The following is an 18835-nucleotide window of genomic DNA, read 5'->3' as shown; positions in this document are numbered from 1 at the left end:
ATTTTAAAGGTAGCATCACCTAAAAGCTAATGCATGTAGTTTATTGAATGCTAATCATTAGTACACCTATGAAAATGAAAATACCGCCAATAATAACCGAGGTATCGACATGGTTTTCACCAAAAAAGAGCCAGGTGAACAGAATGGTAAATAAGGGATAGATCAATTCAATAATTCCGGCGACAGTGGCATTTTTTACCTGGATGGATGTCGCAATAAAATAGCTGGCTAAGAGAACAACGGAAATTTCGGCTAATGTTAACCATAACACCTTGGGCTCGGTTTGTAAGACCAAGAGGTCTTTTTTCATTGACGTGGAATAAGAGAGGGCGGCAAACACGATTGCTCCTAATAACATTTCCAGAGCCAATAACGTGAATGTAGAAATGCTGCGAAGTATCTTTTCAGCCAGGGTATAATTGATACCCCATAAAATGGCTGCAAAGAGTGCGTAGATAACCCACATAGTAAACTCCTGCTTAATTATTGATGACCAGAGCATTTTCTACTGTCTGGCCGAAAAGCGTAAGTTCCTGTCCTTCGCTGCTCATTTACTCGCCTGTAAACGGTGCTGCAATGCTCGTAAATCCACGCTTTTCGACTCAAGCTAGTGAAACGCCAACAGACCACTTAATGAGTGGTTATTAAAAAATCAAGGATCCTGTTGATTACTTGGTCTGATTTTAAAATATATCGATGCCCCAAACCTTCTGTACTTAGAAAATCAACCTCTTGCAAAATTTCTTTCAATTTCAACGCATCGCTATAAGGTATTTCGTGATCCTTTTTATCATGGATGAGCAGAACAGGCACACTGATATGAGAAATAATCGTCTGTATTTCTTCTACGGTCAGTTGTGCTTCCCTTTCTATATAGGATTGAAAATGTTGCTTTGCTCGTGGTGAAAGACGCATAAAAGCGGTAAAGCGATCAAAGATCGCTTGCAAATCATAGGGTGATGCAATCAAAACAAGTTTTTCTGCCTGCAAACCTTCCTTGGTTGCTAATAGCGTTGCTGCGCCCCCAAAGGAGTGAGCAATGACTGCATGAAAGTTGCCTAACTCCTTCTGACTAGCCAGCATTTTATGGGCAAAATCAACTAAATTAGTGCGTCGGCCGGGCGAGTCACCGTGTGCGGGCCCATCAATAGCAATGACTTGAAAGCCGGCATTAACCAGGGGGGTAACAAAGTGGCCTAGTTGGCTGCCTCTACCGTCCCAGCCATGCATTAATAAAATTTTAGGTCCCTCACCCCAGTGCCATGCTTTTATCTCGCAGGCCAATACCCTTTCTTTGCCATGGCTAATAATATTTTTTTCCCAGTGAGGCCTTTTATGCCTTGTTGGGGTCATAAAACGTTTAGCCGAGATTGTGCCAGCGAGCTGTGGCAAGGCATAGCTGGTAATCGACAGAGCGTTTTTGTAAATCGTCAATAAAATGGGTTCTTTCATGTTCCTCTCCCCTTGTTAAAAATAGGGCATTCAAGTTTGAGGATCAAGGAGAAGAACACATTGGCTTCTGAAGTGGCCAGAATCAATGTACCGGAAAATCAAAATAAGTTTGCGGGTAGGGTTCATTCTTCAGAGTAAAATGCCACCATTCTTTGTCATAGGGTACAAAACCATGGCTTAGCATTAAATCTTGCAGTAAGCGCCGATTTGCTTTTTGTTCCTTACTTAATTTTTGATAGGAGAGGTTGGCGCTGACATCCAGGCAATCGAAGCGGGTGCCAGTATTAATCGAGTCGTCATCCATGTGGGCTGTTGTTTGACTGTAACAACGAGAACGAGAATGTTTGGCAGGCTTCAGAGGTTGTTTAGCGCCAATTTTAACCAAGGACAGATCGACAGTGCTGCCACGGCTATGGCCTGATTTCAAGGAAATGTAACCTCGAGCAAACAAGGTTTTCTTTTCCTCACGCGGATAAAACGCCATCTTTGTTCGCAGATCCTGTGTATTTTGGCTCCATTTGTAAAACGCATTGACGGCGGTTTGCGGCCGATAACAGTCATAGACTTTGAAACGGTAACCTTTCGCAACCGCTGCCTTCTCAGCCTTTGCCAGCTGCTCTGCAGCAGCCTGGGTCAAGATACAACGGGCAGTTTGATAACCGGGGATAGGTTGGCCAACAAAATTATCAGACCCTGCATAGCGCAAGTCTTCAATAATATCGGGGGCGACATCATGCAAATAGACAAAACCAGCCGGTAAGGCATGGGCTAGATGAGCCACAATAGAAAGCAAAATCAGGAAGAGAATACGTTGCATGTTGTGGTGGGATCCATGTTCACCTGTTTTTTTAATCATAACTTGCCAGTTAGGGACGAAGGAAGAGTTATAAGAAAAATAATCGCTTGCCTGTGAGGAATGGCAATTGGCAGACACGTTGTCTGATAGGGAAATCCTGGCTGCAAGCAGCCAGGCTACGTATTAAACCTCTTTAAGAGCGAAGTATTCCCGGGCGTTCATTAATAATATTCAATCGTTGTTGTGGTGACGTCGACAGGTTCGTTATCGATAATAACGGCAGAATCGTAATAGACCGGCCTTGAATAGTAAGCAGGTGTTGGATAATAAACGGGTGTAGCGACAACTGGGGCTACATTGACTTCCTGGTATGCTACGGAGTTTGTGCAACAGCCACAAGCTGTTAGTAACAGTACGGCAGGTGCTAGTGCTATCCATTTCATGATTGACCTCAAGTCCGCTAACCTATTAAGAATTGTAGATTATTTGCACAGTGTTTGCCAGTTTGTTATTGGTAGTCCGCCGGTGTTTTCCCATTCACATAGTAGAGAAAGGTTAACAACTGAGCGACTGCTAAATAAAGTTTAGGGGGTATTTCTTCATTTAAGTGTACTTCAGCAAGCAGGGTTGTTAATTCCTCATCTTGCTGCAGGGGAATGCCACGCTCTCGTGCAATTTTAACAATTTGCTCGGCAAGTAACCCCTCCCCTTTGGCGGTTACTTTGGGGGCTGATTTACCATCATAATGTAAGGCAACGGCTTGTTGTTTGTTTTTTTTCATACGCGTAAATCCAGCAAACGCAAATTGCTTGTATCAATATCATCTTTTTCCAGGCCCAAATGCAAGCACCATAGCCCTAAATCCAGATCCAAGGCGGCAAGTAACTCAGCCACGGTTTGTTGATGTGTCGCTAACAAATCAACGGTGTCGGGCTTTTCTGCATTGATTTGGATATCAAGTAATCGGTCCTGCAGTCTTAATCGCGCCTGGAGAGAGCCCAGATTGGCAAGAGTGATTGCAAACGTTACCGACCAGCTTGATTCCCCGGTTGTTGCCGATTGACGATGTTCTTTAATGAGGAGTGACAAGAGTTCGAGATCAGCATCGACACGTAGAGGGAGTTCGAGCATCAAGCTATAAGGTTGATCGGGGGAATGAAGCAAATGCGTGAGTTGGCTAGTCTTGATTCTTGCCAGCACTTGCTCGGTTTGCTCAAGCAAGACTCCCAGAATCGAGTTGATTGTATGATCATTAAAATTAGGGGGAGGCAATCGTGGAGGAGGATGTGGAATGGCGCCTGGTAAGGGAAGGGCATCGTCTTGTGAGTATTGTTGTACCATTGAGTCGGGTGCAGGATTGGCAGGTGTAATCCCTTCATTCAGCAAGACAGCGAGTAGGCGCAAACACTGTCCTTTAAAATCATTCATTAAACTTTGGGTAACATTTTGCTGCTGTGATGCCAAGAGCGTAGCCTCCCAAAAAAGACCGCTTTGCCGAATTGCCTGAGCAAACTGCTGGGGTAAGCGCGAAAGTGGCGTAATACTGTCAATTAATTGATGCAATTGCTGTTGTACTGCTGCAGGAAGATTGGGCATATTTTCAAGCGCAGTCAGCGAGGCAAGCAAATGGGTCGCTGACGCTTGTTTAGGCAAGGCTTGTAACAAGGCCGTTTGTATAGGCGTTAAAGGGGGGGCCTCATGCAATACTTGCAAGATCGTTTCACCGTTGGCAAGAACGACTTTCACCTGCAGTAACTCGCCGGCATCAAAATGATGCGCCGTGTTGGCATTGATATTCTGGCCATTAATATTAATGAGCACCTGATTCTCATTTAATTCTTTAACCACGACGGTTTTTAAAATTTGACCAGCATAAAGTTCTATATCGGGTTTTGTTATTTTTAATTCCTGAATAGGATTTAGCCGGATACTCGGGGTATAACCTATATCCACAGGCATGTCGGTAGTCCTTTAATTTAATTTGCTTGTCATTTATCAAGCCATTTCACTATACTGATGCCCACTGTTATCGGCAGTTATCGCAATTTCTTGACAGACTGCTGACAGAAAGGGATATGGGAGAGTGAGTACTTGTCATTGAAGACAAGCTCTAACAAGACAGGGTGTGACGATGTTAGACAGAGCAAGTGTGGTCGATGCGCAATTTATTAACCGTCTGACTCAGGCGGATTTTCCGCAGAGTAAAACGGTTACCCGCCCCTTAGACGTGGGAATGGATAAAAAAACGGCGATTGAATTGTTTGATTCTCAAATTAAATCACGTTTGTTGGATTTGATAGCCCGTCAGTTGAAAGAAAAAGGCTTGTCCTATTATACGATTGGCAGTAGCGGGCATGAAGGGAATGCCGTTCTTGGTCGTGTGTTTCGCGCGAGTGACATGGCTTTTTTGCACTATCGTAGCGGTGCGTTTTATCTTCAACGGGCCAAGCAAGTAAAAAACTGTGACGGGGTGAAGGATATACTCTTATCCCTGGTGGCCGCCGCGGCTGATCCGATTGCCGGGGGGCGGCACAAAGTATTTGGCAGTGTGCCACTTAATATTCCGCCGCAAACGTCTACCATTGCCTCTCATCTACCTAAAGCGCTAGGTTGTGCGTTATCGATAACACGGGCAAAAGAGTTGGAAATTGCGAGTCAACTACCAGACGATTCAGTCATTCTCTGTTCTTTTGGTGATGCCTCAACTAACCACGCTTCGGCGCAAACAACACTCAATGCCTGCTCCTGGATAGCGAGTCAGAACTATCCTTTGCCACTCGTCTTTATCTGCGAAGACAATGGCATTGGTATTTCTGTTCCCACACCGACCAATTGGATAGAGGATTCAGTCAGGCAGCGGCCGGGTTGGCATTATCTGGCTTGTGACGGTCTGAATATCGCCGATATTTATCATCAGGCGAGCGAAGCCGAGCGGTTGGCAAGAGTAAAAAGGCAACCTGTTTTTCTGCATATGAAATGTGTTCGTCTCTTGGGACATGCTGGTTCTGATATTGAATCGCAATATACGCCTCAAAGCGAGATCGAACGTCGTGAAGCGGATGATCCCTTGTTACATACCGCAGGCCTGCTTCATCGCGAAGGGTGGATGAGTTGTCAGGCAATGCTTGATTTATATGAAGATAATCGTTCGCTGATTGAAGCCAAAGCGATGGAAGCGATTCGTTTGCCCAAGATGAATAGTGCTCAAGAGGTCATGTCCTCTATCGTCCCGAAAAAAACGAACAAGAAGGGTTATCCACTGCCTGATGAAGCAAGAAGAACGCAAATTTATGGCAGCACGTTTAATCAATTAGCCATAAAGCGTAACCTTTGCCAACACATCAATTTCGCCTTAACCGATCTCATGATGCAATACCCTAACATGGTGATCTTTGGTGAAGATGTTGGCAAGAAAGGAGGTGTTTACCGGGTCACTGCTGATCTGCAGGCGCGTTTTGGTCAGCGGCGTGTGTTTGATTCGTTGCTGGATGAAACAACGATCCTGGGTACCGCGATTGGCTTGGCTCATAATGGTTTTTTGCCCGTACCAGAAATTCAGTTTTTAGCTTATCTGCACAATGCAGAAGACCAGCTACGCGGAGAAGCCTCTACTTTATCGTTCTTTTCAAATGGCCAATATCAGAATCCAATGGTTATTCGCATTGCTTCTCTGGCTTATCAGAAGGGTTTTGGCGGGCATTTTCATAATGATAATTCGATTGCCGTTCTACGTGACTTGCCTGGTGTCATAGTGGCTTGTCCGTCTAATGGCCCGGATGCTGCCAAAATGCTGCGTACTTGTATGAAACTGGCCCATCAAGACGGCCGTGTTGTTGTCTTTTTGGAACCGATTGCGTTGTATATGACGAAAGATTTGCATGAAACGGGTGATAATGGCTGGTTATTTGATTATCCCTCGATAGAGCAAACCATCGAACCGGGTGAGGTGGGTGTTTATGGTGAAGGTGAGACGGTTATTTTGACCTATGCCAATGGTTATTATTTATCGCGACAAGCCGCCAAAGTCCTTCGGGAGCAACATGGTATTGAAGTAAAAATAGTGGATTTACGCTGGTTAAGCCCCTTGCCAACTGAAGCGATCTTACGTGAGGTAGCGAAAGCAAAACGTGTGTTGATTGTCGATGAAGGACGGCAAAGTGCCTCTATCAGCGAAGGTTTGATGACGATGCTGGTAGAGCAGGCGGCAAACCGGATAAGAATTAAGCGAATTACTGGCGAGGATTGTTTCATTCCATTAGGTACAGCCTGGCAATATCTGTTGCCTAGCCGTGACTCTATTGTTGCAGCGGTTATCGCCTTGAACTCAGTTAAACGGGAGAAAGAACGTGGACGACTTGTTATTTCTTGATGAACAATTGCATGATGATGAACGGATGATTCGCGACAGTGTTGCCCGCTTTGTTAATCATGATGTAATCCCTCTCATGGCAGAATCATTTGAGCATGCCCAATTTCCCAAGCAACTGATTAAGAAATCGGCCGAATTGGGATTACTGGGACTAACCTTACCTGCCCAATATGGAGGCGCCGAAGCGTCTTATGTGGCTTATGGCCTTGTTTGTCAGGAGTTAGAGCGGGGCGATAGTGGATTGCGAAGTTTTGTGTCAGTACAAAGTTCCTTATGCATGTATCCTATTTTCCGTTATGGGAATGAGGAGCAGAAAATGCGCTTTCTACCAGCAATGGCCGCTGGTGAAATTATTGGCTGCTTTGGTCTAACCGAGCCAGATTCAGGTTCAGATCCGGGAAGCATGCGGACATCGGCACAAAAAGTAGCAGGCGGCTGGCGTTTAAATGGGGCAAAAATGTGGATTACCAATGCACCTATCGCTGATATTGCTATTGTCTGGGCCAAAACGGATGAAGGTATCCGTGGGTTTATCGTCGAAAAAGAATTTAAAGGGTTTTCTCGTCCCGAAATTAAACAGAAAATGTCCTTGCGGGCGTCAATAACCGGTGAGTTAGTGTTTGAAGATGTCTTTGTTCCTGATGCTAATTTGCTGCCCAAAAGCGACAAGGGTTTGGGGGCGGCTCTCAGTTGCCTAAGCCAGGCTCGCTATGGTATTGCCTGGGGGGCCATGGGAGCGGCAATGGCCTGCTTTGATATTACCCGTGATTATTTGCTGGAGCGTAAGCAATTTGAGAAGCCGCTGGCCTCTTTTCAGTTAATTCAAAAAGATTTGGCTGATATGTACTGTGAAATTATTAAAGCGCAATGCCTCAATTTGCAAATTGGACGTTTAAAAGAACAGCAACGTGAGACCCCAGTCATGATTTCATTGGCGAAAGGAAACGCATGCCGTGAAGCGTTAAACATTGCTCGCAAATGCCGTAATCTTTTAGGCGGTAATGGCATCAGCCTCGAATACCATGTTATCCGTCATATGCTGAATTTGGAGTCAGTCTTTACTTATGAGGGGACTGATAATGTCCACACGCTCGTGCTTGGGCGCCACATTACCGGGATTAATGCCTTTGGTTAAGGTATTTCATTGAATTGCCGGGCTAAGTGAGACGCTTAGCCCGGTGCTCACTTCACGTTGTTCTAACCGGGTTTCACAGCCAGTGCAGCTGTCTTAATTGAATAGCCTTGAATACTGTGAAGCAGTTTAACAAAGGGTTGATTGGATACCGTAAGAAAACCGGAAAAAGGGTACTTTAATACAGTGGTTGCAGTAAGATAGAAGCCTAAAAAGAGACAGAGAAGGGTGTGCATGAAATAATGTATTTTGCAGGTTGTGCATAAAAAGATAGACATGATGATGATAAAGAAAGCGCCAATAACGATCATGACATACCAGGCTGTAGGTATGGAAATATCGAGCATACTGAGCCGATGATTGCGATATTCAATCGCTTCATTCAAGGCACTGACCGTCTTGTCATAAAAGGATTGCGAAATGGCTGTTTGTGGCCGATAGTTCAGGAGACTCCTATAGAGCTGGCTCACTGTTTTTTCCGCTTGCGGGCTGTCATGACCTTGTGCCATGGCAGGCCACTCCTGATTAATAACGGTGGAAAGATAGTGTGACAAGTTGTTTTGGATTATCTGGGTAGTAGCCGGTGGAAAGTCCATACTGCTTTTCCAGATGATATAGAGTTTTGTTGTTTCATCGATTACCACTGCACGGGCATTGGTATAATCAGTCCACAAAATAAAAACGATAAACCCTAAAAAAATACTATAGAAGTTAGTGATAAGAGTGACTACGAGACGGACAATATCCTGATTTTCCTCCTCTTTGTAAAATCGCGCTTTTAAATAAAAAAATAAGCTGCTTGTCGCAGCAAAAATACAAACCCAACTGAGAAAGATAAGCGATGGATGAACGTGCTCGACAATGCTACGCAGCATTTGTAACCTCCTGTAATTGACACCGCTATTGCAATTTTTTGCCCTAACCAATTCATTCTACAAATCTTTAACGATCTTAGAAATGCCCGTGATCGCTCTTTGAATTAACATCTATACTTTAAGTATGTTATTTGTCGATTTATGAGACAGCGATGGTTAAATTAGTCAAAGAAATCGTAGATACTGTAGTATCTGTTGTGCCACAGGCGGCTATTATTGAAGATATCCCCGTTGTTGGTAATTTAATAGACTCCGATTCATCCGATTCAACACAATCAGCATCGCCTCCGCCATCGCAATCATCATCGCCCTCGCCCTCACAAACAGACGATTCGTCACAAGACGAAATACAACAGGATATGAATCTGGTAAAAGAAATTGTGGATACAGTGGGGTCCCCTGTTGATCAGTTTATGGGTGATATTGCTAATATTGCTGATCAAATTCCCGTAGTAGGCGGAGCGGTAGGTAGTGTATTGGGAGACGTTGATTCATCCAATATACTCGGGGGAGGGATGTCTGGTTCGAGTGGCGGTGAGTCTGATGAAGATGAAGAGCAATCGACACCCTCTTTTTCACCGCCTTAGGGAAAGTAACAAGGCGGCAAGCCAAAGTTGAGTAAACAATCTTGTCATTTCCCTGGAGAAAGGCTATTATTCGCTACCAGTCGGGGCGTAGCGCAGCCTGGTAGCGTACTAGCATGGGGTGCTAGTGGTCGAAGGTTCAAATCCTTCCGTCCCGACCATCAAATCTCCTATTAAATCAATAATAGCTTCGCAGCAAAACTCATTTTAAATCGAAAATTCTGACAGGTGTACTTTCAAAAATAAAAGATAACTCTTTCTGGTTCTCTTTTTTCTGAAAAGCTGCTAGTTCTTGGGTAATTAGCTAGCGTAGCCTGGTTGCTTGCAACCAGGACTTATTAACCCTGTAAAACATCGATTGGTAAAAGAAGTAATCGATTGGCCTTACTCAAGTTTCCATAGGTACGTCAATGAAGGTTCGTTACCAAAAAAGTGGGTAGAGAATTCTCGGCGTGTGATTTTGGTGAATGAGGTATAGGGAGTTAGGTTGAATCCTGGTTGCAAGCAACCAGGCTACGCTATGCTTGCTCTTCTTTTTGGGAAAAGCTGCTAATTTTAGGGGGCTTTCCCAAGCCGCTACGATGTCGACAAGCCCTGCCCCCATCCATTTCCAGGCTATAACGGAGACGTTCTATTCTCCAGTAAATGCAGTTGCCATTGTGCGGAGAGGTCTCTCAAAACCATTTGCCCCTTGACGCTATTACCACTGCCATCAAGAGGGGGAGAATAGACGGCAATTGCCATTTTATTAGGGATAATAGCCAGCAAGCCACCACTTACACCGCTTTTTGTAGGAATTCCAGCCTTAACAAACCAGGTTCCACTTTTTTCATAAAGACCATTAATCACCATCTGTGCTAAAACACTCTTAATGACAGCAGGGGAAATAACCTTTTGTTTGGTGATGGGATTAACACCATTATTTGCCAGGGTAGCCCCCATGAGCGCCAGCTGCTTGCTTGTGACCATCACTGAACAAGCTTTCGTATAGCGATCCAAGGCATCTTCCGGCTCACCAACAAGCTTGCTATGGGACTTCAAAAGATGGGCGATTGCATGATTACGCATGTTTGTTTGGGTTTCAGATAGGTAAATAGGCTCGCTTAGATATGGTTTTCCATCACTCAGGGCTCTAAACAGAGTCAACATCCTATTCCATTTTTCATGAGAATTATGACCCTTTATATAACTCGTTGTTTGTATGGCACCCGCATTCACGTAGGGGTTTGCCTGGCCTATTTTATTCTCAACCGCTGCTATAGAATTAAATTTTTCACCAGTTGCATCCAATCCGATTTCTTTAAAAATAGTTTGGGGGTCATTGTCCTCTATAGCAAGGGCATAAGCAAAAATCTTCGATATTGATTGCAGCGAGAATGGAATGCGATCATCCCCTATAGAAATGACGTGACCGTCCACCGTGGCAATTGAGATGGCAAATAATCGGGAGTCTGTTTTGGCCAGTTCAGGAATATAGGAAGCATTCTGCCCCTTTTTAACCGCTTTATATTTGTTATAGATTGTCCTTAATGTGCTGTCGGCATCATTGGGTAGAATTGGGTTACTTGAAGCAAAGCTAACTGCACAAAAGCAATAAAGAGCGATTAAAAAAAAGCGATATATCATTGGGTAACCTCTTACTGTAACTTGGATCTCATGCCTGGGGGATCACTTCAGGGACGCTTATTAAATAATAAATGTGTTTAATTTTCAAGTATTATGATGTTTATTTGTAATTACTAGCAACATATTGGGCAGTTGGTTTTGTTATCAAGAAACCTATTCACAAACTATTGATTGCGCCATGGATCGAATTTGCCATTGAAGTTTGAATTTCTTAATTGTGTAGAAACTTGATGGGATCCAATCTCTATGAGAATGGAGGTAACGGCATCTTACGATAGATGCCTATCCGGAAGGATTACCAAAAAGAGCGCCCTATCGCTTCTGATCTTGAGTCATTGGGGTCATATTCTTCGTTTATTTCCAGTGCAGTTACAAGTTGTTGCGCTTTAATCTGAGCTGGGTTATTGCTCGCTGAGGGTCGAAAAAAGAGGTTTGGCTGCGTGCCACGTAATCCGCCATAATAAGAGAACGTCGAGTTCCCAGAGGAATAAGAGGTTAGATCCGAGGATTTGTATCCGCATAAATCACCTAAGCTGGAGTCAGTGATTGCAGCAAATTCTCCTAATGTAGAGGGCCCATTAGAGATAGGTTGCTGTGTAGTCGCATTGTAGATTACCCCTTCAAGCTGAAGTAATTGATGTTGATAATAATAAGCAAGAGGATATTTTAGTATATGGACTAATGCAACGACAGGGAGAACCATTAACGTTGCTGCTGCAGCCATTGCCAATCTTAAAAATTGTAAACCAAATCCGATGCAAGCGGATATGCTTCTAAGCAGGGCAGCGTCATTCCATCGCTCTTCATCCCTGGCATATTTGAAAGGATTGGTACTAAGCGGTTTCCCAGGCATACCATAATTAATTAAGACATTGGATAATTGAGGGATCAAGGTGATATCCACGAGTCCATGTTTCAATTGATTTGGATCCAGTTCATTGCCATTTATTTTTTTCAGGATCCCATAATCCCCATACATGATTGAGAAAGCGTCTTGCAGCCCCTCCCAAAAATTATTCTTTAATACTTTATGCAGTTTTATCCATGGGTACCAACTATTAATTTTCAAGGTATTATTTTTATAGTCCTCATCGGCCTGTAATCGTTCAGAAGAATAAAAATATAAGCTGGGTTTTTTTCTTATCGCTGCAAAAGTTACTCTTTCGCTATCTTTTAATCTATCTGATATATACCTATAAGCGTCGCAATCAATTTCAATTGCCGCAAGAACAAAGCCTTCCTTATCTTGTAGTTGAGGGTCAGCATAGTGCATTGCCAATGCACTTATCTTTATCGCCTCAAGCATGAACTCTTCATGAGCAATCAGATTCCCAGAAAGCTGTGCAAGATACCCAGTATTTTGTCTGATTTTTTCTAATTCACTTTTCTGAAATGCATCAAGCATGATAAAGGAAATCCATAAGAATTCATGATGCTCGAAGATTATACTAAATTTGATTTTAAGTAAAAGAATATCCTTGAGCGTGTCCGCTTGGTTTCGCTTGATCTCGCCCATCAAGGGTGACGCCAAAAGGGGGCCTTGTCCTCTAGCTGAATTTTTTAAGTCAATGGGGCAGGGTGTGAATGTTGAATGAGTATCATTAGAAAATCAAAATTCAGGTACTGCCCATAGCGTTCTATGGCCCTATAAGTGCTACAGGCGTTTAGAGCCTGTCGTGCTCAACGACGTTTAAACCGACAATTTCACTGGATTTTATTTTTATAATTAATCCATTCCTCGTCATGAGTAAAAATATACTCACACGCACGCTGGATAAAATAATCTTTATATTGAATGCCTGCCCACTGGCAATAGTCTTCAATTTCCTTTAATACCGAAGCATGCATTCGAATGCGGAACTGGATTTTGTCATCTTCTTTTTCCTGGGTAATCAGCATTTTAATGCGCTCCTCCGTAAAATAGGAAACAGTTTAAATAGAGCAAGCGGGTCAAGCCCGCCTGCATAGTTAAAACGACACTCAATAATTAATGCGTCTCTGCTTTATGAATTGATGCATTTCAATCGTATAAAATCGGCAGAGTCATTGGTAATGCCTAATCTGGCTTTTGGTTTTAACTCAAATCTTAACTCATTGTTATTCATCGACGCAAAAGATAAACTCATTATGGTGCCCTCTGGCATCATTAAGTTGTTGACGAAACTTGTATTTGTTTCAGAGACAAAATCTATCAAATAATCGCTTTCTTGCCCACTATGTTCTACCTCGCAGCTTAACTCTCTTGTGCTGTTTTCATTGCCGTTAAGAGTCAGCTGTTCATTGGGAGGCAACTCGTAAGAACATTGTGCTGCATTCGCACTATAAAACAAGGGGGTCAGTACTATCCCCAAGGTATAAGTAATGGCTTGTTTTACTTTCATAAAACCTCCTCAAATACGTTAGATTCAATGTCTCATTCGTGTTTTAGCCAAATTACTAATTGGTAATCCTTATTTTTCAATAAGTGATGTAATTCATTGGTTAAGAAAAGATCCCTTGATGATTATTATTCTTGTCAATAGTGCTCAAGGATCGATAGAGAGGTCAAACGCATGGCCAGGTTTGACCTCATAAAGGCTATTGGTTATTGATAGAATACTGGACTCCGCCCAATATACGACTTTTTTCTGCAGCGTAATCACCTCGCGGAGAGTTGTCGGTATGTTCGCAAAAAGCGACCTTATCCTCCAAGGTATACTGAATCTTTACGGTTTTTGCGGGAAAGGAGAGGGTATGAAGAGTAAACTCCCCTGTCATTGGTAAATTTTGAGTAGTACGGTTAATTGTAAATACTTGTTCTGATTGACGCTTTAATTTTTCAAAAGCGCCTGGCTGAATTTCTGCTCCTTTTAAGTTAATGGATGTTACCCACAAGTCATCAGCGAGATTATTTTTCAATCTAATTTGAAAATTATCACAAGATGAAGAGGCAGAGACAACTTCTGTCACTAATATTGATACAAAAAGTGCTAATTTAATTTTATTCATTATTTTCTCCTTTTTGCTCTTGGAAAATTCATTCTCTTTTATCGGTTGAGAAAAGTCAAATAATTTGTGCCTAAATTTTCCTTGGATATATTGTGTCACAAATTTATTGACAACACTGTCTCGATGTGATGAAAATAGGTTGGACAGTATAAAAGGAGTTTGGAAATGAGTAGAAAATATTGCTATTAACGCTTTGATTTCCTTCGGGGAACTATGTTTTTGGCTAGAGAAATCATATCAGTTATAGCTTAGCGTCAGTTCAGGAAAGCATGAGCAAAAAAACTTGGGACTCGAAGAGTCAACCTGAACAAACATAATCCTTAAACAGTGTTGCAACGAGTTAGAGGGGGTGAATAAAAACTGCACTCTGTGCTGCCATGGATAGACGCTTTAGGTCGATGGTGTTTTGATGCATCAGGCGTTGTTCTTCGTAAAATGCCGACTCGCTGGACGAATTGTTGTTTGAATGCAGTGCCTGCTTTTTAAATAGGAGGAGTTTGATATGAAAAACAATGATAAATCAGTAGCAGCTCATGTTCTAGAAATAATCAATGAGCTTTTTAAGCAAAATGGCAAAAAAAATATTCCAGATGTAAAAGAAATTTGTTCAAAAGCCAAGATAAACCGTGATGCTGCCATAAAGCATCTCTATGAATGGTGGGAGCAACAGCAAGACTCTGAATTAAGAAGAGATATTCTTTCACCCTCTCTTACGGAGCTAAGCCCAGACGGCAATAAGTTACAACAAGCCATTATATCCCTGCAATGTTTAGCTAAAGAGTTGGAAATATACAGTGATTCTCTGAATCACCTCTCCAATCAAACCATTCCACTCGGTAATTATATTCTTCATTCGCTGCAAGAAATTGAAAATAAATTGTTTGTTACTGATTCCTATGTCCATGAATTAACTCATGATAAAACACAGTTAGAAAAAGACCTTCACCAAACGTTGAATGAAAATAGCCGATTGGTTGAGGAGATTGGTGAAATGCAGCATATCTTCCTCCGGAGGCAAGAACAACTCCAGGATCAATTGGATGCTAAAAAAAGAGAAGTTTTAGCGGCCAATCATTTGATAAAGTCGTTAAAACGTGAAAAACGCCGCCCTACATTAAAGCGGGTTTTCTATGATTATCATTTGATTATGAAAAATAAGTAGTAATAAATGTTAGTAACAAGCATAAATAGGACGCAGGGCTTGAATTTTGGCTTCTAGTTGACACTAATTCAAAATACAAGCCCTCACTTTTTGCTCCGTCAGTACATTATGAAATGCAGTTACTCTAGGCCCATACTCCCAATTTTGCTTCGATGCACCCAGGCTACTTGCTAACTAGAATCAAAAAAACTGTAGGGGCGTCACTTATTATTTTTAATAAAAGAATGAGCTATTTTTATTGATAAACTAGTTAGATTGGTATTCATACTTTTTACCAGTGCTTCAGTTGTGACGACTGGAATTCTAATACGATAGTAAGCATTTCCTTTATGGATTAGTTTTTCCTGTCGATAAATAATGTATTCAGCTCTTAAGATACTTGTGCCATGAATATCAATTTCAAATTGTGAAATATCGACTTGAAGATGATAATCGGGGTGAAATTTAGTATCCAATGGCGCGCTTTGAACGATAGCTCCAGGTATTAATGTAGAAAGATTGGTGGTTAAGACAAGGGTTATATTTTTATCCAAAGACCCGGCCCATTGATGGAATTCTTCAATATTTAAGTGATTTGGAGATTGATTAATCATTAATTGTTTTTTCTTTATGTAATCAGGAATAGTTACGCTATCAATACCTATCTGTACCTGATTATAGAAATGGTGATTTTTTTGAGGGGGGAGTGGGGTTAGGATATAAAACTGTGATTCTTTACTTTTACCACATCCGCAGAGGATTAGAGTGGTGAGTAGTATTAGGTTGCTCTTTAAGGGTATCTTTCTACGGTTATCATCACTTAGATTGGATGCGCGATAGTCATTCATAAATAGATAATGGATAAAAGCACAAAAGCAATGGAGCCTTCTATTTAAAGAGTTTTTTTTGCTGATGCACCAGAATAGGGAAAATAAGCTCCTCATTTTATTGCTTACCACGGAGCAAAGATTCCGGATATCGGGACAAGTAATCAGTTAGGTTTTGAGTGGAGTAAGCTGCAGCAGTAATTTGTTTTAAACTTTGATTCAAAGAGGTCACAACACCGGGGACATTCTGATTTAGGCTAGACACTAAGATATCTAAGCTATCCGACATTTTTTGTAAGGATTCCAAGGTGGTTTTGATTTCTTTTGAGCGGACTAATTCGCTAATATCTTCAAACGTCTTTTTAGCGGCCTCGAACACTTCTTCCATGGATGTATAGGGTTCAACTTTATTATAAGTCGGGAAAATAGGATAATCCTGGTAATAGGTTTGTTTGAATTGTCTGGAAGAATCTGACGGAATTAATTCAATTTCAGCAACACCAGTTAACAAGTTGGGTTTGCCAATGTTTGCTACATACCCATCATTAATCAGTAGGTGAACTGGGTCTTGGCTAAAACTGTAGTTCCTGTTAACAAAAAATCGCACATAAATTGGGATACGGACTTTATTTCTCTTTTTATCTTCAGTAAGTTCAATAAAGTTAACCTCACCTATTTTCACTCCTAGATAGGTCACCGGAGAATTAATTACCAATCCTTTTAGAGATCCATTAAAAAACATAACAAAAGTTTGGGCTTGAGCACGTTTATGCTCGGTATAAAAAAACACACTTCCTAAGAGTAGTAAACACAGGGCCCCAGCCCCCAAAAAACCAACTAATGTGTAGACTCGGTCTTGTTGCATTCTTATCCTTGAAAGGTGTAGGTGATGTACATGCTGGCTATGATTAACCAGAATGAGCTACGTGTTAGAATTCGAGAGATGGCTTTTCTCAAATGGATATTTTTAACGGCTGTTTCGTAATAATAATAACTGGCAGAAAACCCAACAATAATACATAAAATTAATGTTTTACCGAATGAATAAACCAGATCAAATGTTGTCGTAGAATTTAGGATATGGATCAAAAATTCATTATTTGTATACCCAAATAAAAAATGAAAACTAATATAAGAACTGAGAAAAATGGATGAAACAAGGTAAATATAGAGGATTAATGACGTCATATTCATACCGATAATAATTGGCCATACATGAGTAAGAATAAAATCCGCCGGATTTCTATGGTTCTCTTCTAAACGAGTGTTGATCAAATGCAAAGCCATTTGGATACATAAAATAAAACCAATCACTATAGGTAATATTTCATGCGTTAAAACATTTTGCACAGTAGGTAAAATTCTTTGGTGCATGTTAAAGGGTTGTAAGAGAAAATAAACGGCTTGTGAAACGGTTATACCTATTATTAAGCAAATAAGAACTAATGAAGGGATAGGACGCACTCCTGCATAATACATAAACTCCATGGTATTAGGCCAACCGACAGATACCTTACCCGAAAGGATGCGGGCAAGGCTATAAAGTAAGTGGCCCAGAAAGCGAAAAACAAGAATAAAGGAATGGAAGGCGTTTATAATATTGAGCCCAAAGTGGCGAAAAATAGACATGGTTAATCCCTTAAGGGGGCTTTTTTATCTTATGAAACGGGCCCTATTACTAGGTACAAAATAAATTACGATGCAAATAAAAGCAAGCGGGTTGGCTCTTCAATAGGGGGGATTGTGCCACTTTTAGAAGCGTGCAAGAGCCAGCCTAATATCTTACAAAACGTGGTTCTCCTGACGAAACAACAAACGAGTCAATGTAGTCTGAGTGAAGGTCTGCAGGACTGTAACCCGGGTTTCACTTCGTTTCACCCAGGCTACTTGCTGCATAAGCTCTGCAAGTTTGAAGTTTTTTATTCGACCTAAGGTTTCCAAACGCAGACGGGCGACGGTACCGACTCGAATGTGGCGACCGAGCCGTCTCCTCCTCTATCAACAGCAAAATCCCCACCCACCCAGTACAGGAGCCTTGGGTTTCGGAGCCTAATAGAGGGCAATTGTAGCCTTTTGAGTTTTTGTAGTGCACCCATTAAACCGCAATGTGCGGGGGCTTTCTTCTATTATCGTGGTTGATTTGAAATCATCAAGACCTATAATTAAGTAAAATACGTTTTTATGGTGCATCTATGCAAAAAATTAAGTACAAAGGTAAAAGAATAACCGTCTCTAACCCAGAACGTTAGATGGTACAGGCGTAGACACGATACCATCGAGCTCTCTTTTTGTAAGCACTGATAGCCAAGGAAAAAAATGGGCATTTACCATTGAAGAACTTGAAGATCATACCAAAAAATGCAATGAGCTTAATAATTTCTACGCCAAAGAAAATTTTTCAGTAAGAGATATGAAAAAATTAAAGGGCATGAGTGATTATCTCGCGGATTTTTTTAAAAACTACACGAAGGATAGAGAGCAATATCTTGACGTGATCAGTGATGAAACAGTGGAGCAGATGATGAGTCTTTATAATCGATCCGGGATGCGATGCCTGGATGCCGATTTTGAAGACAGTGTTCGAGCTAAATATAGCCACCAAGAGTTGGAAGATTTAAGTGATATGGATATTTCATTACAGGATCTTGTCAGAGGAGAGGCTTTTTCTCAATTCAAACAATATTATGAAAATTTGCCCCAGGCAGAGAAGGACGCAATTGACGCCTATCCCGGGGTTAAAGAGACGCTCAAATCGGTTGGATTGGGAAGCTCTTTTAGCACGATATTGAAACTTCCCAAAGAAAGTTGCTTGGGGGGAACCTCAGAGGTTTGCAGATTTCTTGCCAGCAATGTTCAGATGGCGAAGGATATTAAAAAAATTAACGCAAGTGGAATAGATAGTGAAGTGAAAGAATCTAAATCAACGACTTCAACAGACGACCTCGAGGCCTTAATGAGTAGACATTTTAAATTATAAGGCCAGAGTAACTTACCGAAAAGATAGAGCGGGCTTAAGCAAATTGCAGCGTCCAAAGGTATCCATAC

General features: G+C 41.6%; 20 protein-coding genes and 1 tRNA gene. 6 read left to right on the top strand and 15 right to left on the bottom strand.

The features are described 5' to 3' along the window. Nucleotides 1-40 precede the first annotated feature (40 nt). From DYC89_RS13210 to DYC89_RS13185, 6 genes are all read right to left on the bottom strand, one after another. Entirely contained in the window at nucleotides 41-466 is a 426-nt protein-coding gene (locus DYC89_RS13210) for a DMT family transporter (protein ID WP_115222206.1), read from the bottom strand. Nucleotides 467-630: 164 nt separating this feature from the next. Continuing rightward, entirely contained in the window at nucleotides 631-1452 is an 822-nt protein-coding gene (locus tag DYC89_RS13205) for an alpha/beta hydrolase (protein ID WP_115222205.1), read from the bottom strand. 82 nt (nucleotides 1453-1534) lie between these two features. Further along, nucleotides 1535-2308 (bottom strand): M15 family metallopeptidase, encoded by a 774-nt coding sequence (locus DYC89_RS13200; RefSeq protein ID WP_245954001.1) that lies wholly within the window; start codon nucleotides 2306-2308, stop codon nucleotides 1535-1537. 161 nt (nucleotides 2309-2469) lie between these two features. After that, nucleotides 2470-2691 carry a hypothetical protein gene (locus DYC89_RS13195; protein WP_115222204.1) on the bottom strand — a complete coding sequence of 74 codons (222 nt, stop codon included), beginning with the start codon at nucleotides 2689-2691 and terminating at the stop codon, nucleotides 2470-2472. Between the two features lie 65 nt (nucleotides 2692-2756). Then, nucleotides 2757-3029, bottom strand: coding sequence for an EscU/YscU/HrcU family type III secretion system export apparatus switch protein (locus DYC89_RS13190; RefSeq protein WP_115222203.1), 273 nt, complete (start codon nucleotides 3027-3029; stop codon nucleotides 2757-2759). Continuing rightward, on the bottom strand, nucleotides 3026-4207 hold the full coding sequence (locus DYC89_RS13185; RefSeq protein WP_115222202.1) for a flagellar hook-length control protein FliK: 1182 nt from the start codon (nucleotides 4205-4207) through the stop codon (nucleotides 3026-3028). The genes DYC89_RS13190 and DYC89_RS13185 overlap by 4 nt, the downstream gene beginning before the upstream one ends. Nucleotides 4208-4379: 172 nt before the next feature. Between DYC89_RS13185 and DYC89_RS13180 the strand changes: the two genes are divergently transcribed. Together DYC89_RS13180 and DYC89_RS13175 are read left to right on the top strand one after the other, a co-directional pair. Further along, on the top strand, nucleotides 4380-6617 hold the full coding sequence (locus DYC89_RS13180; RefSeq protein WP_115222201.1) for a thiamine pyrophosphate-dependent enzyme: 2238 nt from the start codon (nucleotides 4380-4382) through the stop codon (nucleotides 6615-6617). Next, nucleotides 6595-7752 carry an acyl-CoA dehydrogenase family protein gene (locus DYC89_RS13175; RefSeq protein ID WP_115222200.1) on the top strand — a complete coding sequence of 386 codons (1158 nt, stop codon included), beginning with the start codon at nucleotides 6595-6597 and terminating at the stop codon, nucleotides 7750-7752. The genes DYC89_RS13180 and DYC89_RS13175 overlap by 23 nt, the downstream gene beginning before the upstream one ends. A 62-nt stretch (nucleotides 7753-7814) precedes the next feature. On the opposite strand, the gene DYC89_RS13170 is transcribed toward DYC89_RS13175, so the two are convergent. After that, nucleotides 7815-8624 (bottom strand): DUF4239 domain-containing protein, encoded by an 810-nt coding sequence (locus tag DYC89_RS13170; RefSeq protein WP_115222199.1) that lies wholly within the window; start codon nucleotides 8622-8624, stop codon nucleotides 7815-7817. Nucleotides 8625-8776: 152 nt separating this feature from the next. Here DYC89_RS13170 and DYC89_RS13165 point away from each other — a divergent pair, with 152 nt between their 5' ends. Together DYC89_RS13165 and DYC89_RS13160 are read left to right on the top strand one after the other, a co-directional pair. After that, a complete protein-coding gene (locus DYC89_RS13165; RefSeq protein WP_115222198.1) occupies nucleotides 8777-9211 on the top strand; it encodes a hypothetical protein in 435 nt (144 codons plus the stop codon). A gap of 81 nt (nucleotides 9212-9292) precedes the next feature. Further along, nucleotides 9293-9369 (top strand) — tRNA-Pro (locus tag DYC89_RS13160). A gap of 454 nt (nucleotides 9370-9823) precedes the next feature. On the opposite strand, the gene glsA is transcribed toward DYC89_RS13160, so the two are convergent. From glsA to DYC89_RS13135, 5 genes are all read right to left on the bottom strand, one after another. Continuing rightward, entirely contained in the window at nucleotides 9824-10834 is a 1011-nt protein-coding gene (glsA, locus tag DYC89_RS13155) for a glutaminase A (RefSeq protein WP_115222197.1), read from the bottom strand. 295 nt (nucleotides 10835-11129) lie between these two features. Further along, nucleotides 11130-12239: a DUF4116 domain-containing protein gene (locus tag DYC89_RS13150; RefSeq protein WP_115222766.1), complete on the bottom strand. Its 1110-nt coding sequence runs from the start codon at nucleotides 12237-12239 to the stop codon at nucleotides 11130-11132. A 299-nt stretch (nucleotides 12240-12538) separates the two neighbouring features. Then, complete coding sequence (locus tag DYC89_RS13145) at nucleotides 12539-12733, bottom strand: hypothetical protein (RefSeq protein WP_058447673.1); 195 nt, start codon at nucleotides 12731-12733, stop codon at nucleotides 12539-12541. 104 nt (nucleotides 12734-12837) lie between these two features. After that, entirely contained in the window at nucleotides 12838-13215 is a 378-nt protein-coding gene (locus DYC89_RS13140) for a hypothetical protein (RefSeq protein WP_115222196.1), read from the bottom strand. A 196-nt stretch (nucleotides 13216-13411) separates the two neighbouring features. Next, nucleotides 13412-13822, bottom strand: coding sequence for a hypothetical protein (locus tag DYC89_RS13135; protein WP_115222195.1), 411 nt, complete (start codon nucleotides 13820-13822; stop codon nucleotides 13412-13414). A gap of 502 nt (nucleotides 13823-14324) precedes the next feature. Here DYC89_RS13135 and DYC89_RS13130 point away from each other — a divergent pair. Further along, complete coding sequence (locus tag DYC89_RS13130) at nucleotides 14325-14984, top strand: hypothetical protein (protein WP_115222194.1); 660 nt, start codon at nucleotides 14325-14327, stop codon at nucleotides 14982-14984. A gap of 200 nt (nucleotides 14985-15184) precedes the next feature. Here the strand turns inward: DYC89_RS13130 and DYC89_RS13125 are convergent, their stop codons facing one another. The 3 genes from DYC89_RS13125 to DYC89_RS13115 all read right to left on the bottom strand — a co-directional run bounded on the left by DYC89_RS13125 (nucleotide 15185) and on the right by DYC89_RS13115 (nucleotide 17419). Further along, nucleotides 15185-15811 carry a PqiC family protein gene (locus DYC89_RS13125; protein ID WP_115222193.1) on the bottom strand — a complete coding sequence of 209 codons (627 nt, stop codon included), beginning with the start codon at nucleotides 15809-15811 and terminating at the stop codon, nucleotides 15185-15187. Nucleotides 15812-15908: 97 nt separating this feature from the next. Then, complete coding sequence (locus tag DYC89_RS13120) at nucleotides 15909-16655, bottom strand: MlaD family protein (protein ID WP_115222192.1); 747 nt, start codon at nucleotides 16653-16655, stop codon at nucleotides 15909-15911. A gap of 2 nt (nucleotides 16656-16657) precedes the next feature. After that, nucleotides 16658-17419 carry an ABC transporter permease gene (locus tag DYC89_RS13115; protein ID WP_115222191.1) on the bottom strand — a complete coding sequence of 254 codons (762 nt, stop codon included), beginning with the start codon at nucleotides 17417-17419 and terminating at the stop codon, nucleotides 16658-16660. Between the two features lie 781 nt (nucleotides 17420-18200). On the opposite strand from DYC89_RS13115, the gene DYC89_RS13110 reads away from it, so the two are divergent. After that, nucleotides 18201-18767, top strand: a complete 567-nt coding sequence (locus DYC89_RS13110; protein ID WP_115222190.1) for a hypothetical protein — start codon at nucleotides 18201-18203, stop codon at nucleotides 18765-18767. The last annotated feature ends 68 nt before the right edge of the window (nucleotides 18768-18835 follow it).

Origin of the sequence: Legionella donaldsonii (assembly GCF_900452385.1) — a bacterium.
Taxonomy (GTDB): domain Bacteria; phylum Pseudomonadota; class Gammaproteobacteria; order Legionellales; family Legionellaceae; genus Tatlockia; species Tatlockia donaldsonii.
This window is presented reverse-complemented; position numbering and strand designations above follow the sequence as displayed.